Source organism: Streptomyces sp. NBC_01003 (assembly GCF_045162695.1).
Taxonomy (GTDB): domain Bacteria; phylum Actinomycetota; class Actinomycetes; order Streptomycetales; family Streptomycetaceae; genus Streptomyces.
The window spans coordinates 8,110,623-8,127,361 of sequence record NZ_CP108707.1 but is presented as its reverse complement, the minus strand read 5'-3'; the positions used below and the strand labels follow the sequence as shown (position 1 = coordinate 8,127,361).

The window sequence follows — 16,739 nt, the reverse complement described above, 5'->3', positions numbered from 1 at the left end:
GCGTGGGCACGTCAACGTGGATCTTTCCTGGCGAGGAACGTCCCATGAGCGTTGGCCCTCGCTCGCCGACGGCCGGGAGGCAGCGTCCATCGAGCGTTGCCTCCCGGAAAGCCGCCGGTCACAAAGCCGTCGCGTCCGGGCCTATTCTGCTGCGCACCGCGGTCTGCACCTCGGCCTCCTCGGCCGGGTCGGCGGCGAGTCTTCTGAGCTGGTCCACGACGCGCGCGTCGCCTGTCTCCGCGTGGCGCGCGGCGACTTCGCGGGTGGATTCCTCGCAGTCCCACAGGCATTCGACGGCGAATCCTGCGGCGAAGGAGGGGTCGGTTGCGGCGAGGGCCCTGGCGGCGTGGCCCCGCAGGTGGGACGAGGCGGTCTCTCTGTACACGTGGCGCAGAACGGGGGCGGCGCTGGCGATGCCGAGGCGTCCCGCCCCGTCGACCAGGGGCCACAAGGTCGGTGCGTCGGCGCCTTCGCCGCGCACCGCCTCGCGCAGTGCGGCCAGGACCGGTTCGGTGTCCTGGGCTCCGCCGCGGCAGGCGAGCATACGTCCCGCGGCGGCCCCGAGGGCGTCGGGCCTGGGGGCCCAGCGGCGGGCGCGCTCCAGGGAGGCGACCGTCCGCATGCGTTCGAAGGCGTCGAGGGCGGCGTCCACCACGGCGTGCGAGGGGCTTTCCACGGCGGCCTCGATCAGATCGAGCACGTCGGGATCATGGGTGTCGGCGAGATAGCGCAGGGCCGTGCTGCGGGCGCCGTCGTGCCCGGTGAGCGCGGCCTGGACGATCTCGGCCCTGTCGTCGGGTCCGGCGACGGCGGTCAGGCAGCGCGCGGCGGGCACGTACAGGACGGCTCCGCGTTCGAAGCCTTCCTGGGCCCAGTCGAAGACGGCCCGCACGCTCCAGCCGGGGCGTGGCCCGGCGGGGCGCATCTGGCGCTGCCACTGGTCGAAGGAGCCGCGTTCCCGGGCGGCGCGCACGCGGGCGCCGATGGCTTCCCTGGGGTCGTCGGCCCACAGCCGCCAGGGGCGCGGTTCATAGGCGTCGCGCACGGCGGCGGCGAGTTCGGCGTCGCCCTCGGGGTCCTCGGGGAATCTGTCGAGGATGGGGGCGGCGAGCACGCGCAGCCCCGCGTCGTCGTCGCGCAGGGCCAGCTCGTCGAGCGCCCAGGCCCAGCTGGACCCGAAGGCGGCGTAGCGGCGCAGCAGCTCCAGGGCGTCGCGCCTGCCGTACGAGGCGAGATGGCCGAGGACCGCGAGCGCGAGGCCCGTGCGTGACTCGTCCGTATTGAGGACGTCGTCGGGGTCGAAGAGGTGACGCTCGATCTCCCCCAGCTCTCCGTGGAGGTCGAGGTAGAGACGGGCGTAGTAGAGCGAGCGGTTCTCCACCTGCCAGTCGTGGCGGGGGTCGCTCAGCACACAGTGATTCAGAGCCGCGAGCGCTTCGGCACGCGGCGCCGTCAACGCGTGCAGGGTGCCGTCGCCGCGGCCCCTCTGCAGCAGGCCGAGCAGCGTACCGCTGGGCGCTATGACCGGATCGAACATGGGAAACAGCCTCACATCAAGCGTCGACGCAACCGGGGGAACTGCACTACCTGGCCGCGCGACAACACTGCGGGGCGCCCGCCGTCTCTTGCTTGCTGTAGACCATCTTCCTCTGCCTCTCGTCTGTGGTCCGAATCGGACCGTTCACGGCCCACGCGGTGTGGCACCATCTGCCCCGCCGTCGCGTCCGTGAATCACGTCGTCATGATGACCCAGCGGTTCTTCTCGCCGCGACCACATTTCCTGCTCCCCCGTTCTGCCTGGTCAAAGACGGTGTCTCAGGAAGTGCCGAAGAGCTCCAGAAGCTCCGCCCTGCCGAACATGCGGGCCGTGTCGACCGCCGACGGAGTTCCCGCCGCCGGGTCGGCCCCGCCGTCGAGCAGCGCCCGGATCACGTCGTCCGCGCCCTTGAAGACGGCGCCCGCGAGCGGGGTCTGGCCCCGGTCGTTGGCTCGGTCGGCGTCTGCGCCCCGGGCGAGCAGCGCGCGGACCGCCTCGGCGTGCCCGTGATAGGCGGCGAGCATCACCAGGGAGTCGCCACGGTCGTTCGTGAGGTCCGGGGATACGCCGGCGTCGACATAGGCAGCGAGCTGTTCGCTCTCACCCCGGCGCGCAAGATCAAAGATCTTGGTAGCCAGTTCCACGACCTCGGGGTCGGGGACTTCGCTCATCGGAACAGACCGCCTTTGCATATACGGAGTGCTACGACCGTGCGGCCGTACGAGTGAATCGACAGAGTACTGCCCGGTTCAGCACATGAGCAGCGCCGACCGAGGCAAAGATCACGAAGAGCCCTGACGGCCGAACAGCACACGCCCAGGAGGCTCACGGGACGCCTGCCGAACGGGTGAAATCAAGAATATTCCACCCATTTGCACCTTTTATCGTATAGATACATGCTGTGAGCCTGGAAGGACTCATGGTGACTGTCCCCATCAACCAGGAGAACTCAAATGATCCTGTCCATCTCAGGCGTGGTGCTGCTCGGAATCATCGTCTTCCTCTTCTTCCGCAAAGACGGACTCAAGCCCTCGCACGGCCTGACCTGCGCCCTGTTCGGGTTCTACCTCGCGGGCACCGCCATCGCCCCGAGCATCAAGGCCGGAGGCGCGAGCCTGGCCAGCCTGCTCGGCGGGATCAAGTTCTGACCCCCTCCCCCCTCGCACGCAACTTCAGGAGACAGACGTGGCCCGGCGCCCCCTCCCCCGCATTCTGAGCAACGGCAGCGTCCCCATCGCCCGGAGCCGGGAACTGGCACGGACGGCAGCCGACGGGGCCATCGACGTACTCCATCCCCTGATCACGATCACCAAGGGCCTGGGCCGCCTGGCATCCGCCGGGCGGCACAAGTGGGCCGACACCCCCAAGGACCGGCGCGGACCGCTGCTGTTCCTGGTGGCGGCCGCGGTGCTGGTCGTGGTGCTGATTCCGTACGGGCCGCTGCTGGCGCTCATCACCCTGATGGCAGCGGCCGCGTGGAAGGGCCGGGACCAGACGCCGCAGGCGCCGACCGGTCCCGACGAGTCCCAGGTCAAGCGGCTCACCGCGCTCTACGAGGCGCTCGTCCCGTACTTCTCCGTCCCAGAGGACCCGAGCCCGCTCTTCGCACACGGCGGCGAGTGGGAGAAGGCCTTCGAGTCGTACGACTTCGACGACGACGGGCGCGTCTCACGGATCGTGCTGCACTACCCGGCGTACTTCACGGACGGTGAGGCCGACTCCCGCGCCCGTATCGAACAGCTCCTGCACGCCAAGTCGGGCCGGGGCCGCGAGTACCACTTCGAGTGGGACGAGGAGGGCAACCGGCTGACGGTCACCGTCATGCCCCCGCTGCCCACCGACATCGCCGCCCAGCGATTCGTCACGGCACCGGGCGAAATGGTCCTCGGCTTCACCGACGAGAGCGGCACCCAGCGGACCCTGCCCCTAGATGACGGCGACGAGCGGCGCGACGTACCGCCCGTCGTCTGGCGTACGGGGATGCGCTCCACCGAGCCGCACCTCCTCGCCGTCGGCCACCCCGGCAGCGGGACCACCTCACTCCTGCGGTCGATCGCGCTCCAGGCCCTCCAGCACGGTGACGTCCTCATCGTGGAGGGCAACGGAACGGGCGACTACGCGTGCCTCACCGGACGCAGCGGTGTCCTGGCCGTCGAGTGCGGGCTCGCCGGCGCGCTGGCCAGCCTGGAATGGGCGGCCCACGAGACGGAGCGGCGCCTGATCGCCGCGAACCGGGCGCGCCAGGCCGGCCACCCAGCGCCGGACGACACGCGGCGCCCCCTGTGGATCCTGCTCGACCGGCCCAGCGTCCTCGGTCATCTGGCCGCGGCCGACGGGCGCAAGGACCCGCAGACCCTGCTCGAGGTCCCCCTGCGGCACGGGCGCGCGGCCAACGTCACGGTCGTCGTGGCGGACCAGTTCGACAGCCTCGACTCCCTGACCGACACCGTCTGTCAGCACACACGCGCGCGCGTGGTGCTCGGCCCGGCCACGTACGACCAGATCGAGGACGTCCTCGGGGTCGCGCCCCACACGACGCCCACCCCGGACGTCCCCGCCGGACGGGGCTACGCGCGCCTCGGCGCGGGGGCCGTCCACCGCCTCCAGGTGCCGGCCACCCCCGACCCGTACGACGACGCGACGAGTGACGCGCACCGGCAGGCGGTGCTCGGGCTGCTCCCGCAGCGGACGACGCCTGCCGACGACAGCCCCGAGCCCGAGCCGGTCGAAACGGCCGAGCCGGTCCAAGTCGTGGAAGCGGTGGGTACGGTGCGGACGGTCGCCGCCGAGGGGTGACGGCCGGGCCCCACCGGCCCTATGCGATGAGCGTCCGCGGCGGCTCCGCCCCGGACGCCCCGCCTTCCCGCACCAGCCGCGCCGCCGCCGCGAGCCGCACCGCAGCCTCGTCGGCGACCGCCCCGGAGACCGTGAACGGCAGCCGCACGTAGCCCTCGAAGGCGCCGTCCACCCCGAAGCGGGGACCCGAGGGGACCCGTACGCCGACGCGTTCGCCGACCTCCGCGAGCCGCGATCCCGACAGGCCTCCGGCACGCACCCACAGCGTTAGACCGCCGACCGGCACGTCGAACTCCCAGTCGGGCAGCTCGCGGCGCAGCGCGGCGACCAGCGCGGTGCTGTTGTCCCGGGCCTGGCTGCGGCGCAGCTGAACGGCCTCCTCCCAACCGCCGGTGCTGAGCAGCCAGTTCACGGCCAGCTGCTCCACGACGGGGGTGCCGAGGTCGGCGTAGGCGCGCGCGGCCACGAGGCTGCGGATCACATCGGGCGCCGCCCGGACCCAGCCGATGCGCATGCCCGCCCAGAACGCCTTGCTCGCCGAGCCGACCGTGATGACCGTGGAGCCCGCCGGGTCGAACGCGCAGACGCGGCGGGGCATGTCCAGGTCGTGGTCGAAGTGGAGCTCGGTCATGGTCTCGTCGACCACGAGCACCGTGCCGGCCGAGCGCGCCGCGTCGACGAGCTGCCTGCGCTGGTCCTCGTCGGCGAGCGCCCCGGTGGGGTTGTGGAAGTCGGCGACGACGTAGGCGAGGCGGGGCGCCGCGTCGCGCAGGACCTGCCGCCAGCGGTCGAGATCCCATCCCGCGAGGCCCTCGGCCATGGCGACCGGGACGAGCCGGGCGCCCTCCTCGCGCATGAGCTGGAGGATGTTGGCGTACGAGGGCGACTCGACGGCGATGCGCTCGCCGCGGCCCGCGAACAGGTGGCAGATCGCGTCGATCGCGCCCATCGCGCCGGTGGTCACCATGATCTGCTCGGGCATGGTCGGGATACCGCGGGCGGTGTAGCGCTCGGCGAGCATCTCGCGCAGGGCGGGCAGGCCCGCCGGGTAGTCGCCGTGGGTGTGCGCGTAGGGCGGGAGTTCACCGAGCGCGCCCTGGACGGCGCGGGTCAGCCAGGGTTCGGGGGCGGGCAGGGCCGCGGTGCCGAGGTCGATCATCGAGCCGAGCGCCTCGGGCGGCAGGGGCTCCAGGCCACGCGCGGGCAGCGGGTTTCCGGCCGGTACGGCCGTCCAGCTGCCCGCTCCCCTGCGAGATTCGAGGAACCCCTCGCCGCGCAGCGCCTCGTAGGCGGCGGCGACGGTCGTGCGGCTGACGGCCAGGGAGACGGCGAGCTCGCGCTCGGCGGGCAAGCGCGCCGCGACGGGCACGCGCCCTTCGAGGACCAGGAGGCGGATGCCGTCGGCGAGGGCGCGGTAGGCGGGCGGGCGGCGGCTGCCGGGGCCCGGGGGGCGCGTCTGCTGGGAGGTGAGCAGCCGGGCGAGCTGGGCCGCGCCGACCGCCGAAGTCCACTGAGCCATGGAGTCCAGTCCACCTTCCCCAAATTGGCCATGGTTGGCCTGTGTTCCCAAGCCACAGAGTGTCATGCGACAGGCCACTACCACCACAGGGGGCTCCACTTGTCCGCGTCGTCCACGCCACCCGGCCCCGGTCTCACCCGGCGCCTCTTCCAGCTCTACGTAGGCCTGGCGCTGTACGGCGTGAGTTCCGGCCTCCTCGTGGAGGCGGGGCTCGGCCTGGAGCCGTGGAACGTGCTCCACCAGGGTCTCGCCGAGCTCACAGGGCTCTCCATCGGCGTCGTGTCGATCATCGTGGGCGCCCTGGTGCTGCTCCTGTGGATCCCGATCAAGCAGCGCCCCGGCCTCGGCACCGTCTCGAACGTCTTCGTGGTCGGCATCGCGATGGACGGCGCGCTGGCCGTCGTCCCCGATGTGCACGCCCTCGGGATCCGGATCCCGCTGATGGCGGCGGCGATCGTCCTGAACGGCGTGGCGACGGGCCTCTACATCGCCGCCTCCTTCGGACCCGGCCCGCGCGACGGCCTGATGACGGGGCTGCACCGGCGTACCGGGCGCTCGATCCGGCTGGCGCGCACGACCATCGAGATCGCGGTGGTGGCGACGGGCTTCGCCCTCGGCGGCACCATCGGCGTCGGCACCGTCCTGTACGCCGTGGCGATCGGCCCGCTGGCCCAGGTGTTCCTGAAGGTCTTCGCCGCCCCCGCGCCGCCCGAGGCACCCACCGCGGTTGCCGGGGCGTCACCCGAAGGGGCGATACTTCCGCGGTGACCACGCGCGTACGCCATCCGTATCTCGACCGTTCCGGACCGCTGGCCTTCGCCCATCGCGGCGGGACGGCCGACGGCCTGGAGAACACGATGGCGGCGTTCCGGCGCTCCGTGGACCTCGGCTACCGCTATATCGAGACCGATGTGCACGCCACGTCCGACGGCACGCTCGTGGCCTTCCACGACCCGACGCTCGACCGGGTCACGGACGCGGCGGGCCGCATAGCGGACCTGCCCTGGAGCGACGTGCGCCACGCGCGCGTGGCGGGCCGCGAGCCGGTGCCGCTCTTCGAGGAACTCCTGGAGACCTTCCCCGACGTGCGCTGGAACGTGGACGTCAAGGCCGAGCCCGCACTGCTCCCGCTGCTCGACCTGATCGGCCGCACGGGCGCCTGGGACCGGGTCTGCATCGGCTCGTTCTCGGAGGCCAGGGTCGCCAGGGCACAGTCCCTCGCGGGCCCCCGCCTGGCCACGTCGTACGGCACGCGTGGCGTGCTCGGCCTGCGGCTGCGGTCCCTCGGACTGCCCGCGGCGCTGCGCGCTTCGGCGGTGTGCGCCCAGGTGCCCGTGGCCCATGCGGGGATACCCGTCGTCGACCGCCGCTTCGTCCGCGCGGCCCACGCGCGCGGGCTCCAGGTCCATGTGTGGACGGTCAACGACCGCGCACAGATGAGTGAACTCCTCGACCTCGGCGTGGATGGCATCATGACCGATCACATCGAGACGCTGCGTGACGTGCTCAGGGACCGGGGAGCCTGGACCTGACGGGTCGCCGGCGGCGTCCAGACACGGGGACAGCGAGGGGGCGCGGGTGGGCAGCGACACCGTGCGGGCGCAGACAGCGGGCGACGACGCGGCGCAGCGGCGCCGGGAGCAGCGCGGCTGGTACTTCTACGACTGGGCGTGCTCGGTCTACTCGACGAGCGTCCTCACGGTGTTCCTCGGGCCGTATCTGACGGCGGTCGCCAAGTCGGCGGCGGACGCGGACGGCTTCGTGCACCCCCTGGGGATACCGGTCCGGGCCGGGGCGTTCTTCGCGTACACCGTCTCCGCCTCGGTGATCGTCTCGATTCTGGTGATGCCGCTCGCGGGCGCGGCAGCGGACCGTACGGGCCGCAAGAAGCCGCTGCTCGCGATCTCGGCCTATCTGGGGGCCGCGGCGACCGCCGGGATGTTCTTCCTGGACGGGGACCGCTATCTGCTGGGCGGGTTCCTCCTGGTCGTCGCCAACGCCTCGCTCGCGGTGTCGATGGTGCTCTACAACTCGTATCTGCCCCAGATCGCGCCCCCTGAGGAACGCGACGCGGTCTCCTCGCGCGGCTGGGCCTTCGGCTACGCGTCCGGGGCGCTCGTCCTCGTGGCCAATCTCGTCCTGTACTCCGGCCACGACTCCTTCGGCGTCTCCGAGTCGACGGCGGTACGGATCTGCCTGGCCTCCGCGGGTGTGTGGTGGGGCGCGTTCACGCTCGTACCGCTGCGGCGCCTGCGGGACCGGCGCGCGGCACCCGCCGGCGACGGGGCAGCCGCCGTGCCCGGGTGGCGTCAGCTGGCCTCGACCGTCCGTGACATGCGCCGCCGCCCGCTGACGCTCTCCTTCCTGCTCGCCTATCTGGTCTACAACGACGGCATCCAGACGGTGATCTCGCAAGCATCCGTGTACGGCTCGGAGGAGCTCGGCCTCGACCAGTCGACGCTGATCGTGGCGGTGCTGCTGGTCCAGGTCCTTGCCGTGGCGGGCGCGCTCGCGATGGGGCGCCTCGCCCGTACGTACGGCGCGAAGAACACGATTCTCGGCTCGCTGATCGCCTGGACGGTCACGATCGGTGCCGGTTACTTCCTGCCGTCGGGGGCGCCGGTGTGGTTCTTCGCGCTGGCGGCCGGGATCGGGCTCGTCCTCGGCGGGACGCAGGCGCTGTCCCGTTCGTTGTTCTCGCATCTGGTGCCGGCCGGCAAGGAGGCCGAGTACTACTCCGCGTACGAGATGAGCGACCGGGGAATGAGCTGGCTCGGACCGCTCGTTTTCGGCCTCGCATACCAGCTGACCGGCAGTTATAGGGACGCCATCGTGTCCCTGGTGGCGTTCTTCATGATCGGCTTTGTGCTGCTTGCCCGGGTTCCGGTGAGGCAGGCGGTGCGCGACGCCGGAAATCCCGTACCCACCCGGATTTAGCACCTGGAGCCAAAGGCCGGTAGTGTACGCGTTTGGCCTGCCAGGCGTACCGTTACTGCACGGCAATATCGCAAAACGCTGGGTGACATCTGCTGGCAGATGTGACAAACCGGGCGCCGGTGGGTACAACAAGGGGCGGCTACGACGGCGACGCATGACCCGGAACCGGGAATCTTTACCGCCGACCGGACGTTGACCGGATGACGACGACAGCGACACCTGTCCTGTGGGCGACAAGCCCGGGAGGCACGATTCATGAGTGAGCGAGCTCTTCGCGGCACGCGCCTCGTGGTGACAAGCTACGAGACGGACCGCGGCATCGACCTGGCCCCGCGCCAGGCCGTGGAGTACGCATGCGAGAAGGGACATCGCTTTGAGATGCCCTTCTCGGTGGAGGCGGAAATTCCGCCGGAGTGGGAGTGCAAGGTCTGCGGGGCCCAGGCACTTCTCGTGGACGGCGACGGCCCTGAGGAGAAGAAGGCCAAGCCGGCGCGTACGCATTGGGACATGCTGATGGAGCGGCGTACCCGCGAGGAACTCGAAGAGGTCCTCGAGGAGCGGCTCGCCGTTCTCCGATCGGGCGCCATGAACATCGCGGTGCATCCGCGCGACAGCCGCAAGTCCGCCTGATCCCACGGGAGCAGCGGGAGCGCGACTGACAGAAGCCGTGGGCCGGACACACGTCATGTGTGCCCGGCCCACGGCTTTTCGCATGTCCGGCGCCGGGCGGGGCTCAGTGAGCTTCTGAGCCCCGCACACGCTCAGGGAGTGATCGGGGGGCGAGGACCCGCGTCGGGGCGCTGTGCGGGCCGCTCATCGTCCTTGATCACCTCGCCCTGGATGACCGTGCCGTCCGGCCGGTGCATCCGCGCCTGCTGGAACGCGTCGCCGAAGGTCCCGGGGGTGGCCGACTGCATCTTCCGCTCGATGGTCCGCTCCGTGTAGCGGCTCAGGGCCGTACGGACGGGCGGCACGAGCAGGACGAGACCCAGGGCGTCCGAGATCAGGCCGGGGATCATCAGGAGCAGGCCCGCCAGCATCAGCAGACCGTTGCCCCCGGAGCGCTGCTCGCCTGCCGGGACCGCGCCGGTCTGCTGCTGTTGCAGCGTCTCGCTCAGATTCTTGAAGGCACGGCGCCCGGCGCGCTTGATGACGACGGCGCCGAACACGATCCCGGCGAGCAGCAGCAGGAAGACGGTGAACCCGCCGGCCGCGCCCGCCACCACGGTCAGCAGCCAGATCTCCAGGACCAGCCACGCGGCGATACCGAGCGGCAGGAACGTGCGGACCCGGGAACGCCGGGGCGTGGCGGGGCGCGAAGGGGGCGGTGTGCCAGTGGTCATGCCCCCAGTGTGCCTGGGCCCCGGCCCGAGTGGCGTAAGCGGGAGATCAAGATCGACGGAGGCTGCGGCTCAGGCCTACTTGCGGCCGATCACACGCCCCATGCGCTCCCCCACGCCCCAAGCGGTGACCCGCCACAGCGCCTCGACGACGATGTCACGGCTCATCTTGGAGTCGCCGTGCTCGCGCTCGACGAACGTGATGGGCACCTCGACGACGTGATAGCCGGCCTTGACCGCCCGGCGCGCGAGGTCGACCTGGAAGCAGTAGCCCTGCGAGGAGACCTCGCCGAGCCCGAGGCCTTCGAGGGTCTCGCGGCGGAAGGCGCGGAAGCCGCCGGTGACGTCCCGGATCGGCACGTCGAGCAGCAGCCGCGAGTACGTGCTGCCGCCGCGGGAGAGGAACTCACGCGACTTAGGCCAGTTGACGACCCGTCCGCCCGGTACCCAGCGCGAGCCGAGCACGAGGTCGGAGCCCTTCAGCGCGGTCAGCAGCCGGGGCAGCTCCTCGGGCTGGTGAGAGCCGTCGGCGTCCATCTCCACCAGGACGCCGTAGCCGTTCTCGAGGCCCCAGCGGAAGCCCGCGAGATAGGCCGCGCCCAGGCCTTCCTTGCCCTGCCGGTGCAGGACCCGCACCTGCTCGTCGCCCGAGGCGAGCTCGTCGGCGAGCTTTCCCGTGCCGTCGGGGCTGTTGTCGTCGGCGACGAGGACATGCGCCTCGGGCACGGACGCGCGCACCCGGCCGACGATCGACTTGATGTTCTCCGCCTCGTTGTAGGTCGGGATGATCACCAGCGCCGTACCGAGAGGGCCGAACTGCCGCCCACCGCCGTCGTTCACAGCTTCCCCTTAAGACTCCTGTACGAGGGGACCACCATAGCGAGGGTGCTTGTCGGCGCTGGTAAGGCGCCCTGTGCGGGATCGGGGCCCGGTGCCCTTCGGGCCGGTCTGGGACCCGCTGGCTGCGGGTCTACCGAGAGCCGTTGTCTACTGAGCGTCCGGGCCCCACCCGGGTCGCACCTTCCCCCGTGCTCCCGCGGAGCAGGGAGGGACCCCCATCCGGCCGGAACGTTCCAGCGCCCCATGGCGCGGGTGCTGGGCCTGGCTCCCAGTGGCGGTGCGCCGGTGCGGCACACCGTCCATGACCCAGCGGCGTTCATCGACTGCGCGGAGGTTCCCCGGTCGGACGTCCAGTGGTGGACCCGGCCGAACCTACCCGGCGACCGCGCCCAGCTGTCAACACCCGTTTGATCTGCGGAGATTGAGGAAACCACCTGGTCAGCGCCGAGGACTCGCAGGTCGCGCGAGCGTGCGGCGGACCGCTGTCGGCGGTACTGCGCGTGCCTACATCACTCGTCCGGCCCTACGTACACGGTCCGCCCGCCGACCACCGTGCGCAGGCAGAGCGGCAGTTGGGCCCCCGGTGTGAGATCGGGGAGACCGGGCGTCCCGGAGCGCGGGTCGGTCGACCAGCGCGCGACGCGGTCGTCCGGCGCCTGGACGACGAGCTCCTCGGTGCGCCACACGGCGTAGTCGGCCGGGGCGCCCGGAACCAGGATTCCCGCGTCGTCCCGGCCGACGGCGCGCCAGCCGCCGCGGGTGTGCGCGGTGAACGCGGCCCGCACGGACACCCGGTGCTCGGGCGTGCGGTGGAAGGCCGCGGCGCGGACCGTGCCCCACGGGTCGAGCGGGGTGACAGGGCTGTCGGAGCCGAAGGCCAGCGGGACCCCGGCGCGCAGGAGCGCGGCGAACGGATTGAGGGCGCGGGCCCGTTCAGCGCCGAGGCGGTCCGCGTACATGCCGTCCTCGCCGCCCCACAGGGCGTCGAACGCGGGCTGTACGGAAGCGGTGAGGCCGAACTCGGCGAAGGAGGCGATGGTTTCCGGCGACAGCATCTCGGCGTGCTCGACGCGGTGCCGCGCGGCCCTGACACGGGCGAGACCGACCTTCTCGGCGGCGGCGCGCACGCCGTCCACCACAGCGGTCACCGCGGCGTCCCCGATGGCGTGGAAGCCCGCCTGGAGCCCCGCCTCGGTGCAGGCGACGACGTGGGCGGCGACGGCGTGGGCGTCCAGGTAGGAGGTGCCGGTGTGCCCGGCGGCCGCGTCTGCGTACGGCTCGTGCAGGCAGGCCGTGTGCGAGCCGAGGGCGCCGTCCACGAACAGGTCACCGGCGGCGCCGACGGCGCCCAGCGCGCGGGCCCGGTCGATGTCCCGGTCGGCCCAGTAGCCGACGACCCGGGGGCCGGACTCCTCGGCGGCCAGCCGCAGCAGGCCGGTGAAGTCGTCCTCGGAGGAGATGTCGGGGCCGCCGCACTCGTGCACGGACCCGATCCCCAGGGAGGCCGCGTGCCGCAGGGCCGCGCGCTGGGCCTCCGCGCGCTGCTGCGGGGTGACGGCGGCGTGGGCGGCGGCGCGGACGGCGTGGTGGGCGTCGCGGGTGAGGGGTCCGTCGGGGGCGAATCCGGGGCGGTCCGCGATGCCGGGGACGAGGTCGAGCAGGGCCGTGGTGACAGCGGCCGAGTGGACGTCGATGCGCGAGAGGTAGAGGGGGCGGCCGACGGTGGCCTCGTCGAGCTCGGCGCGAGTGAGGGGCTCGCCGTCGGGCCAGCGGGCGGCGTCCCAGCCGTGGCCGAGGAGGATCCGGTCCGTGGGACGGGCGGCCGCGTGGGCGCGGACGAGGGTGAGCGCCTCGCCCCGGGTGCGGGCCGCGGAGAGGTCGAGGCCGGTCAGGGCGAGCCCCGTCGACGTGGTGTGGACGTGGGCGTCGGTGAACGCGGGAGTGACGAGGGCGCCTTCGAGGTCGACGACCTCGTCGACCCCCTCGGCGAACGCGTCTGCCGCGCCTTCGGAGCCGACCCAGGCGACGTGCCCCCGCTCGACGACCATGGCCGTGGCGAAGGGGTCGGCGGGGCTGTGGACGTCGCCACCGCGCAGAAGGAGGGTGCGGGACTCAGCCGGTGCGGGCGGCGTGGGGGTCGTACTCATGGGGACAGTTTCCCGCGTTTGTGCCCCCGGGCCGCACCCGGGGGCCCTCAGCGGTCGGACGCGCGTCGGTCAGACGCGGGGCGGCCGTGCCTCGTACGGCGTGGAGAGGACCACGGTCGTGCGGGTGGAGACACCGGCCAGGGAGCGCACCCGGGCCAGCAGGTTCTCCAGGTCGTGCGGGGTCTCCACGCGGACCTTGAGGATGTAGTTCTCGTCGCCGGCGACACTGTGGCACGCCTCGATCTCCGGGACGCCCGCCAGGCGTTCCGCGATGTCGTCGGGGGCGCTGGGATCGAACGGTTTCACCGAGATGAAGGCGGTGAGCGACAGGCCGACCGCCTCCGGGTCGACGACCGCGGCATAGCCGCGGATGACCCCGCGCTGTTCGAGTCGGCGCACGCGCTGGTGCACCGCGGACGTGGACAGGCCTGTGGCCTTGCCCAGGTCGGTGTAGCTCATCCGCCCGTCCTTGACGAGCAGCTGCACGATCTGTCGGTCGAGCTCCTCCATGGCGCAGAACCTACAGGGCCCTTGATCCCCGGGGATACCCGAGCGGGCCACGGGGGCGGACACGCCTACCTGCTGCCGGGCATCCGCAATCACCATGTGACGAAGACCACACCTGTCGAACCGTGTCCAGGCGCGTGCCACGATTACCCCCACGACGGGACGGGAAGTGCTTGCTGTGGTCGAGGCCGCAGCGCCTTGTCGGCCCACCCGAGGGGGAGAGTCCCATGCAGAATGTGAAGCGTCCCGGTCGTCCTGCCCGCAGTCGGCAGCAGCCGGCGATCGAGCCCGAGCCGGAGGGTGTCGAACCGGCGGACACCGGCATCGACGCGTTCGACGAGTACGACACCTTCGAGATGTACCGGGTGTTCTGCCCGGACTGCGCGCAGCCGATCGCGCTGCTCGCCGACGAGGACGTGCTGCCCGAGCACGCGCTGTGCGCCTCGCCGTGGAACCCGTTCGGTCTCACGGTCTGCGCCGGTACGGGCCGTCCGGCGGCCGACGCCCGGCCCGCCGACGACTCGACGGAGGCTCAGGAGCAGGACACCGCCCTCCTGTTGACGCTCCCTCAGGGCCTTGACTGGCGGATGCAGCCCTTCTCGCACGTGGGCGGCCCGGGTTCGCGCCCGCTGCGCGTCCCCGAGCAGGTGCGGCGCACGGCCGCCTGACGACGCCTCAACTCCAGTAGCTGCCCTGCACCATGGCCCGCAGACTGGCGTGGTGCAGGATCAGTGTGTCCGGATCGTCCGGCACGGCCACCTCTCCGAAGTACGCCTGCCGGTAGGCGACGCGCAGCATCACGATGGCGTGGCGCAGTGCGGCGTACAGGGTGTGGAAGTCCATGTCGCGCGGTGTGTGGCCGGTGAGTTGGGCGTAGCGGCGCTCGATGTCCTCGCGGCGCAGGAAGCCGGGCAGGCCGGCCTGGCCGAAGCCCTCGGTCAGGTCCTGGAAGAAGCGGTGCAGGTACACGGTCCAGCCGAGGTCGACCTCGCGCGGGGCCAGGGCCGCCATCTCCCAGTCGAGCACGGCGGCCGGTTCGAAGCCGTCGTAGATGATGTTCCCGATGCGGGCATCGCCCCAGTTGAGGACGGGTTCGCCCTCGTCGGCGGGCCAGAGTTCGGCGAGCCGGTCGAAGGCGCTCTCGATGAGCGGTGACGGCGGCAGTCCGTCCACCACCCAGGCGTAGTAGGCGCGTTGGGCCTCGACGTGGCGGCGCAGTGCGCTGCCCTTTCCTGGTGCGGCGAGGAACTCGGCCTCGGACGCCGGGACTCCGTCGTGCAGCCGGGCGATGAGCCGCACCGTCGCGTCCTGGAGCCGTGCGCGCTCGGCGTCCGTCGCGGCGTGCAGCCAGTTACCCTCGTACGTGTAGGGCATGACGTCCGGCGGTACGCGGCCCTCGACGCGCTCCATCACGAAGAACGGAGCGCCCAGCGGCCCGGGATCCTCCTCCAGCCACAGCACGCGCGGCACCGGCAGCCCGGTCCGATCGGCGGCGAGCCGCATCGTGCGGTACTGCCGCGGCATGTCGTAGTCCGGGAAGATCGTGTACGCGGACGGGTCGGCGGCGAGTCTCAACGCGCAGGCGCGGACCGGCGGTTCGGGGTGTTCGATGTCGAAGAGCAGGGTCTCGCTGGACATGCCGTTGGACTCGGGGACGGTCACGTTCACCGCTTCGGCGCCCGGCAGTCGGGCGGCCAGCCAGGACGTGAGCCTTCGGGACACCTCCTCCGGGTCGCGGGTGCTGGTGCGCGGTCTGGGTGCTGTTGCCATCGCAGGCTCCTTTCAGGGCGCCACGGAGTCGTAGCCGGTGAAGCCGCTCGCGTCGTGCCTGCCGAAGCTGCCGTGCTCGAAGATGCCGTGGCCGACCTGGCCGTCCAGGGTGAAGCGCGCCGCGTGGTCGATGACGCCGTAGGCGGCCAGCGGGTGGGCGGCGGGGTCGGAGAGGTCGTAGCTGCGGCGGTCGGTCCAGTCTCGGCCGCGCCAGGTGCCGTGCTGCCAGTCGTCCGCGGGCGGGTATCCGGCGCCGACGGCGAGCGGGGACGAGGCGAGGATCTCGACGCCGAGTTCCACGGGCTTGCGGGACAGCGGGTCGGTGAGATGAACGACGGCGCTCTCGGGGTGGCGGGTGCCGGTCCGGTAGGTGATGTCGGCCTGGGGCCAGCCGAGTTGGAGGTCCGGGTGGCCGTCGCGTACGAGGGTGGCGTCATTGAGGGTGCGGTAGCCGTTCGCGTCCTCCTGGACGATCACCATCAGGAAGCGGTCGTCGAAGCGGACCGGTGACCAGATCCAGTGGAAGCCCTCGGTCCTGTTCTCCTCGGCGAGCCGGCCGCCCTCCTCGCCAGGGACCGGGCGCACGCCCCAACTGCGGTCGCGGGTGCCGGTCCAGCCGTCGAGGGACACCTCACGCCCGCCGACGCGGAGCCGGCCGTCACAGCGCCCGGCCTGCACGAAGCGCCTGCCCTCAAGGGTGAGGCGGCCGCCGCGGCGCTGGGTGTGGTGGGGCTCCCAGAGGGCCGGGAAGGCCGCCGACCAGTTGATCTCGTACGAGAGTCCGTCGGGGTCGTCCGGGTCGGCCGCGCAGGTCAGGACGAAGTCCTTCAAGGGGCGTTCGACGTGGATCCGGAGCGGGCCGACGGCGAGTTCCATGCGGGCGTCGTCGCGCAGGGCGTCGGAGGCGCGGACCGCGTGGAGGGTGTCGCCGACGCGCAGGGTCGCGTACGCGTCGATGACGCCGAGGTTCGGGTAGACACCGAGGCCGAGGATGAGCAGGAACTCCCCGGTGGGGTCGACGAGATGGAAGATGCACCGGTCGTAGGCGTTGCGGTCACCGGTCGCGACGTGCTTCATGGACAGCGGCACCTGGTGGACCGGGTATTCGTCGAGTGCGACGGGGCGGTCGTCTGCCACGCGTTTCCTCCCTGGGCGTACGGCGGTTGACGTCGCCCGGAGGGGTGCGGCCCCCGGCGGCGGAGTTGACGGTACGTCAGCTAAGCCGTCGGAGCCAGATGCGTGCGCCGACCCGGACATGGCGATGGCCGGATCAGGCCGGGCGCGCGGGGCCGACCTGATCCGATCCGATCCGATCCGATCCGATCCGATCCAGCCTGATCCAAACG

Annotated in this window: 16 protein-coding genes; 7 read left to right on the top strand and 9 right to left on the bottom strand. The window is 71.8% G+C overall.

What is annotated here, in order from left to right:
- Window positions 1-118 precede the first annotated feature (118 nt).
- Window positions 119-1,537 (bottom strand): HEAT repeat domain-containing protein, encoded by a 1,419-nt coding sequence (locus tag OG698_RS37095; RefSeq protein WP_406108255.1) that lies wholly within the window; start codon window positions 1,535-1,537, stop codon window positions 119-121.
- Between the two features lie 278 nt (window positions 1,538-1,815).
- The gene (locus OG698_RS37090; protein WP_399970918.1) at window positions 1,816-2,208 is read right to left on the bottom strand and encodes an ankyrin repeat domain-containing protein; all 393 of its coding nucleotides are present in this window, start codon (window positions 2,206-2,208) and stop codon (window positions 1,816-1,818) included.
- A gap of 282 nt (window positions 2,209-2,490) precedes the next feature.
- Here OG698_RS37090 and OG698_RS37085 point away from each other — a divergent pair, with 282 nt between their 5' ends.
- Both OG698_RS37085 and OG698_RS37080 read left to right on the top strand, forming a co-directional pair.
- Window positions 2,491-2,685: a hypothetical protein gene (locus tag OG698_RS37085; RefSeq protein WP_100597477.1), complete on the top strand. Its 195-nt coding sequence runs from the start codon at window positions 2,491-2,493 to the stop codon at window positions 2,683-2,685.
- A 37-nt stretch (window positions 2,686-2,722) separates the two neighbouring features.
- Window positions 2,723-4,333 (top strand): hypothetical protein, encoded by a 1,611-nt coding sequence (locus OG698_RS37080; RefSeq protein WP_406108253.1) that lies wholly within the window; start codon window positions 2,723-2,725, stop codon window positions 4,331-4,333.
- A 19-nt stretch (window positions 4,334-4,352) separates the two neighbouring features.
- On the opposite strand, the gene OG698_RS37075 is transcribed toward OG698_RS37080, so the two are convergent.
- The gene (locus OG698_RS37075; RefSeq protein WP_329575515.1) at window positions 4,353-5,852 is read right to left on the bottom strand and encodes a PLP-dependent aminotransferase family protein; all 1,500 of its coding nucleotides are present in this window, start codon (window positions 5,850-5,852) and stop codon (window positions 4,353-4,355) included.
- A gap of 99 nt (window positions 5,853-5,951) precedes the next feature.
- On the opposite strand from OG698_RS37075, the gene OG698_RS37070 reads away from it, so the two are divergent.
- From OG698_RS37070 to OG698_RS37055, 4 genes are all read left to right on the top strand, one after another.
- A complete protein-coding gene (locus OG698_RS37070) occupies window positions 5,952-6,620 on the top strand; it encodes a YitT family protein (RefSeq protein WP_399970915.1) in 669 nt (222 codons plus the stop codon).
- Entirely contained in the window at window positions 6,617-7,384 is a 768-nt protein-coding gene (locus OG698_RS37065; RefSeq protein WP_406108251.1) for a glycerophosphodiester phosphodiesterase, read from the top strand. Before OG698_RS37070 ends, OG698_RS37065 begins: the two co-directional genes overlap by 4 nt.
- A gap of 46 nt (window positions 7,385-7,430) precedes the next feature.
- Complete coding sequence (locus OG698_RS37060) at window positions 7,431-8,789, top strand: MFS transporter (RefSeq protein WP_406108250.1); 1,359 nt, start codon at window positions 7,431-7,433, stop codon at window positions 8,787-8,789.
- 255 nt (window positions 8,790-9,044) lie between these two features.
- Window positions 9,045-9,419: an RNA polymerase-binding protein RbpA gene (locus tag OG698_RS37055; protein ID WP_003977404.1), complete on the top strand. Its 375-nt coding sequence runs from the start codon at window positions 9,045-9,047 to the stop codon at window positions 9,417-9,419.
- A 131-nt stretch (window positions 9,420-9,550) separates the two neighbouring features.
- Here the strand turns inward: OG698_RS37055 and fxsA are convergent, their stop codons facing one another.
- The 4 genes from fxsA to OG698_RS37035 form a co-directional block, all read right to left on the bottom strand.
- On the bottom strand, window positions 9,551-10,132 hold the full coding sequence (gene fxsA, locus OG698_RS37050; RefSeq protein ID WP_406108248.1) for an FxsA family membrane protein: 582 nt from the start codon (window positions 10,130-10,132) through the stop codon (window positions 9,551-9,553).
- A 75-nt stretch (window positions 10,133-10,207) separates the two neighbouring features.
- A complete protein-coding gene (locus tag OG698_RS37045) occupies window positions 10,208-10,969 on the bottom strand; it encodes a polyprenol monophosphomannose synthase (RefSeq protein WP_399970911.1) in 762 nt (253 codons plus the stop codon).
- A gap of 509 nt (window positions 10,970-11,478) precedes the next feature.
- Entirely contained in the window at window positions 11,479-13,116 is a 1,638-nt protein-coding gene (locus OG698_RS37040; RefSeq protein ID WP_406108246.1) for an amidohydrolase, read from the bottom strand.
- A 69-nt stretch (window positions 13,117-13,185) separates the two neighbouring features.
- A complete protein-coding gene (locus tag OG698_RS37035; protein WP_100597468.1) occupies window positions 13,186-13,626 on the bottom strand; it encodes an Lrp/AsnC family transcriptional regulator in 441 nt (146 codons plus the stop codon).
- Between the two features lie 224 nt (window positions 13,627-13,850).
- Here OG698_RS37035 and OG698_RS37030 point away from each other — a divergent pair, with 224 nt between their 5' ends.
- Entirely contained in the window at window positions 13,851-14,291 is a 441-nt protein-coding gene (locus tag OG698_RS37030) for a hypothetical protein (RefSeq protein ID WP_326776763.1), read from the top strand.
- Between the two features lie 7 nt (window positions 14,292-14,298).
- Here the strand turns inward: OG698_RS37030 and OG698_RS37025 are convergent, their stop codons facing one another.
- Window positions 14,299-15,393, bottom strand: a complete 1,095-nt coding sequence (locus tag OG698_RS37025; protein ID WP_406108244.1) for a phosphotransferase family protein — start codon at window positions 15,391-15,393, stop codon at window positions 14,299-14,301.
- Window positions 15,394-15,405: 12 nt separating this feature from the next.
- Complete coding sequence (locus OG698_RS37020; protein ID WP_406108242.1) at window positions 15,406-16,530, bottom strand: hypothetical protein; 1,125 nt, start codon at window positions 16,528-16,530, stop codon at window positions 15,406-15,408.
- Window positions 16,531-16,739 lie beyond the last annotated feature (209 nt).

Coding starts and splice junctions, on each gene's coding strand:
- fxsA (WP_406108248.1), bottom strand. CDS start 10,132: ATGACCACTGGCACACCGCCCCCTTCGCGCCCCGCCACGCCCCGGCGT.
- OG698_RS37095 (WP_406108255.1), bottom strand. CDS start 1,537: ATGTTCGATCCGGTCATAGCGCCCAGCGGTACGCTGCTCGGCCTGCTG.
- OG698_RS37035 (WP_100597468.1), bottom strand. CDS start 13,626: ATGGAGGAGCTCGACCGACAGATCGTGCAGCTGCTCGTCAAGGACGGG.
- OG698_RS37025 (WP_406108244.1), bottom strand. CDS start 15,393: ATGGCAACAGCACCCAGACCGCGCACCAGCACCCGCGACCCGGAGGAG.
- OG698_RS37030 (WP_326776763.1), top strand. CDS start 13,851: ATGCAGAATGTGAAGCGTCCCGGTCGTCCTGCCCGCAGTCGGCAGCAG.
- OG698_RS37055 (WP_003977404.1), top strand. CDS start 9,045: ATGAGTGAGCGAGCTCTTCGCGGCACGCGCCTCGTGGTGACAAGCTAC.
- OG698_RS37040 (WP_406108246.1), bottom strand. CDS start 13,116: ATGAGTACGACCCCCACGCCGCCCGCACCGGCTGAGTCCCGCACCCTC.
- OG698_RS37090 (WP_399970918.1), bottom strand. CDS start 2,208: ATGAGCGAAGTCCCCGACCCCGAGGTCGTGGAACTGGCTACCAAGATC.
- OG698_RS37085 (WP_100597477.1), top strand. CDS start 2,491: ATGATCCTGTCCATCTCAGGCGTGGTGCTGCTCGGAATCATCGTCTTC.
- OG698_RS37075 (WP_329575515.1), bottom strand. CDS start 5,852: ATGGCTCAGTGGACTTCGGCGGTCGGCGCGGCCCAGCTCGCCCGGCTG.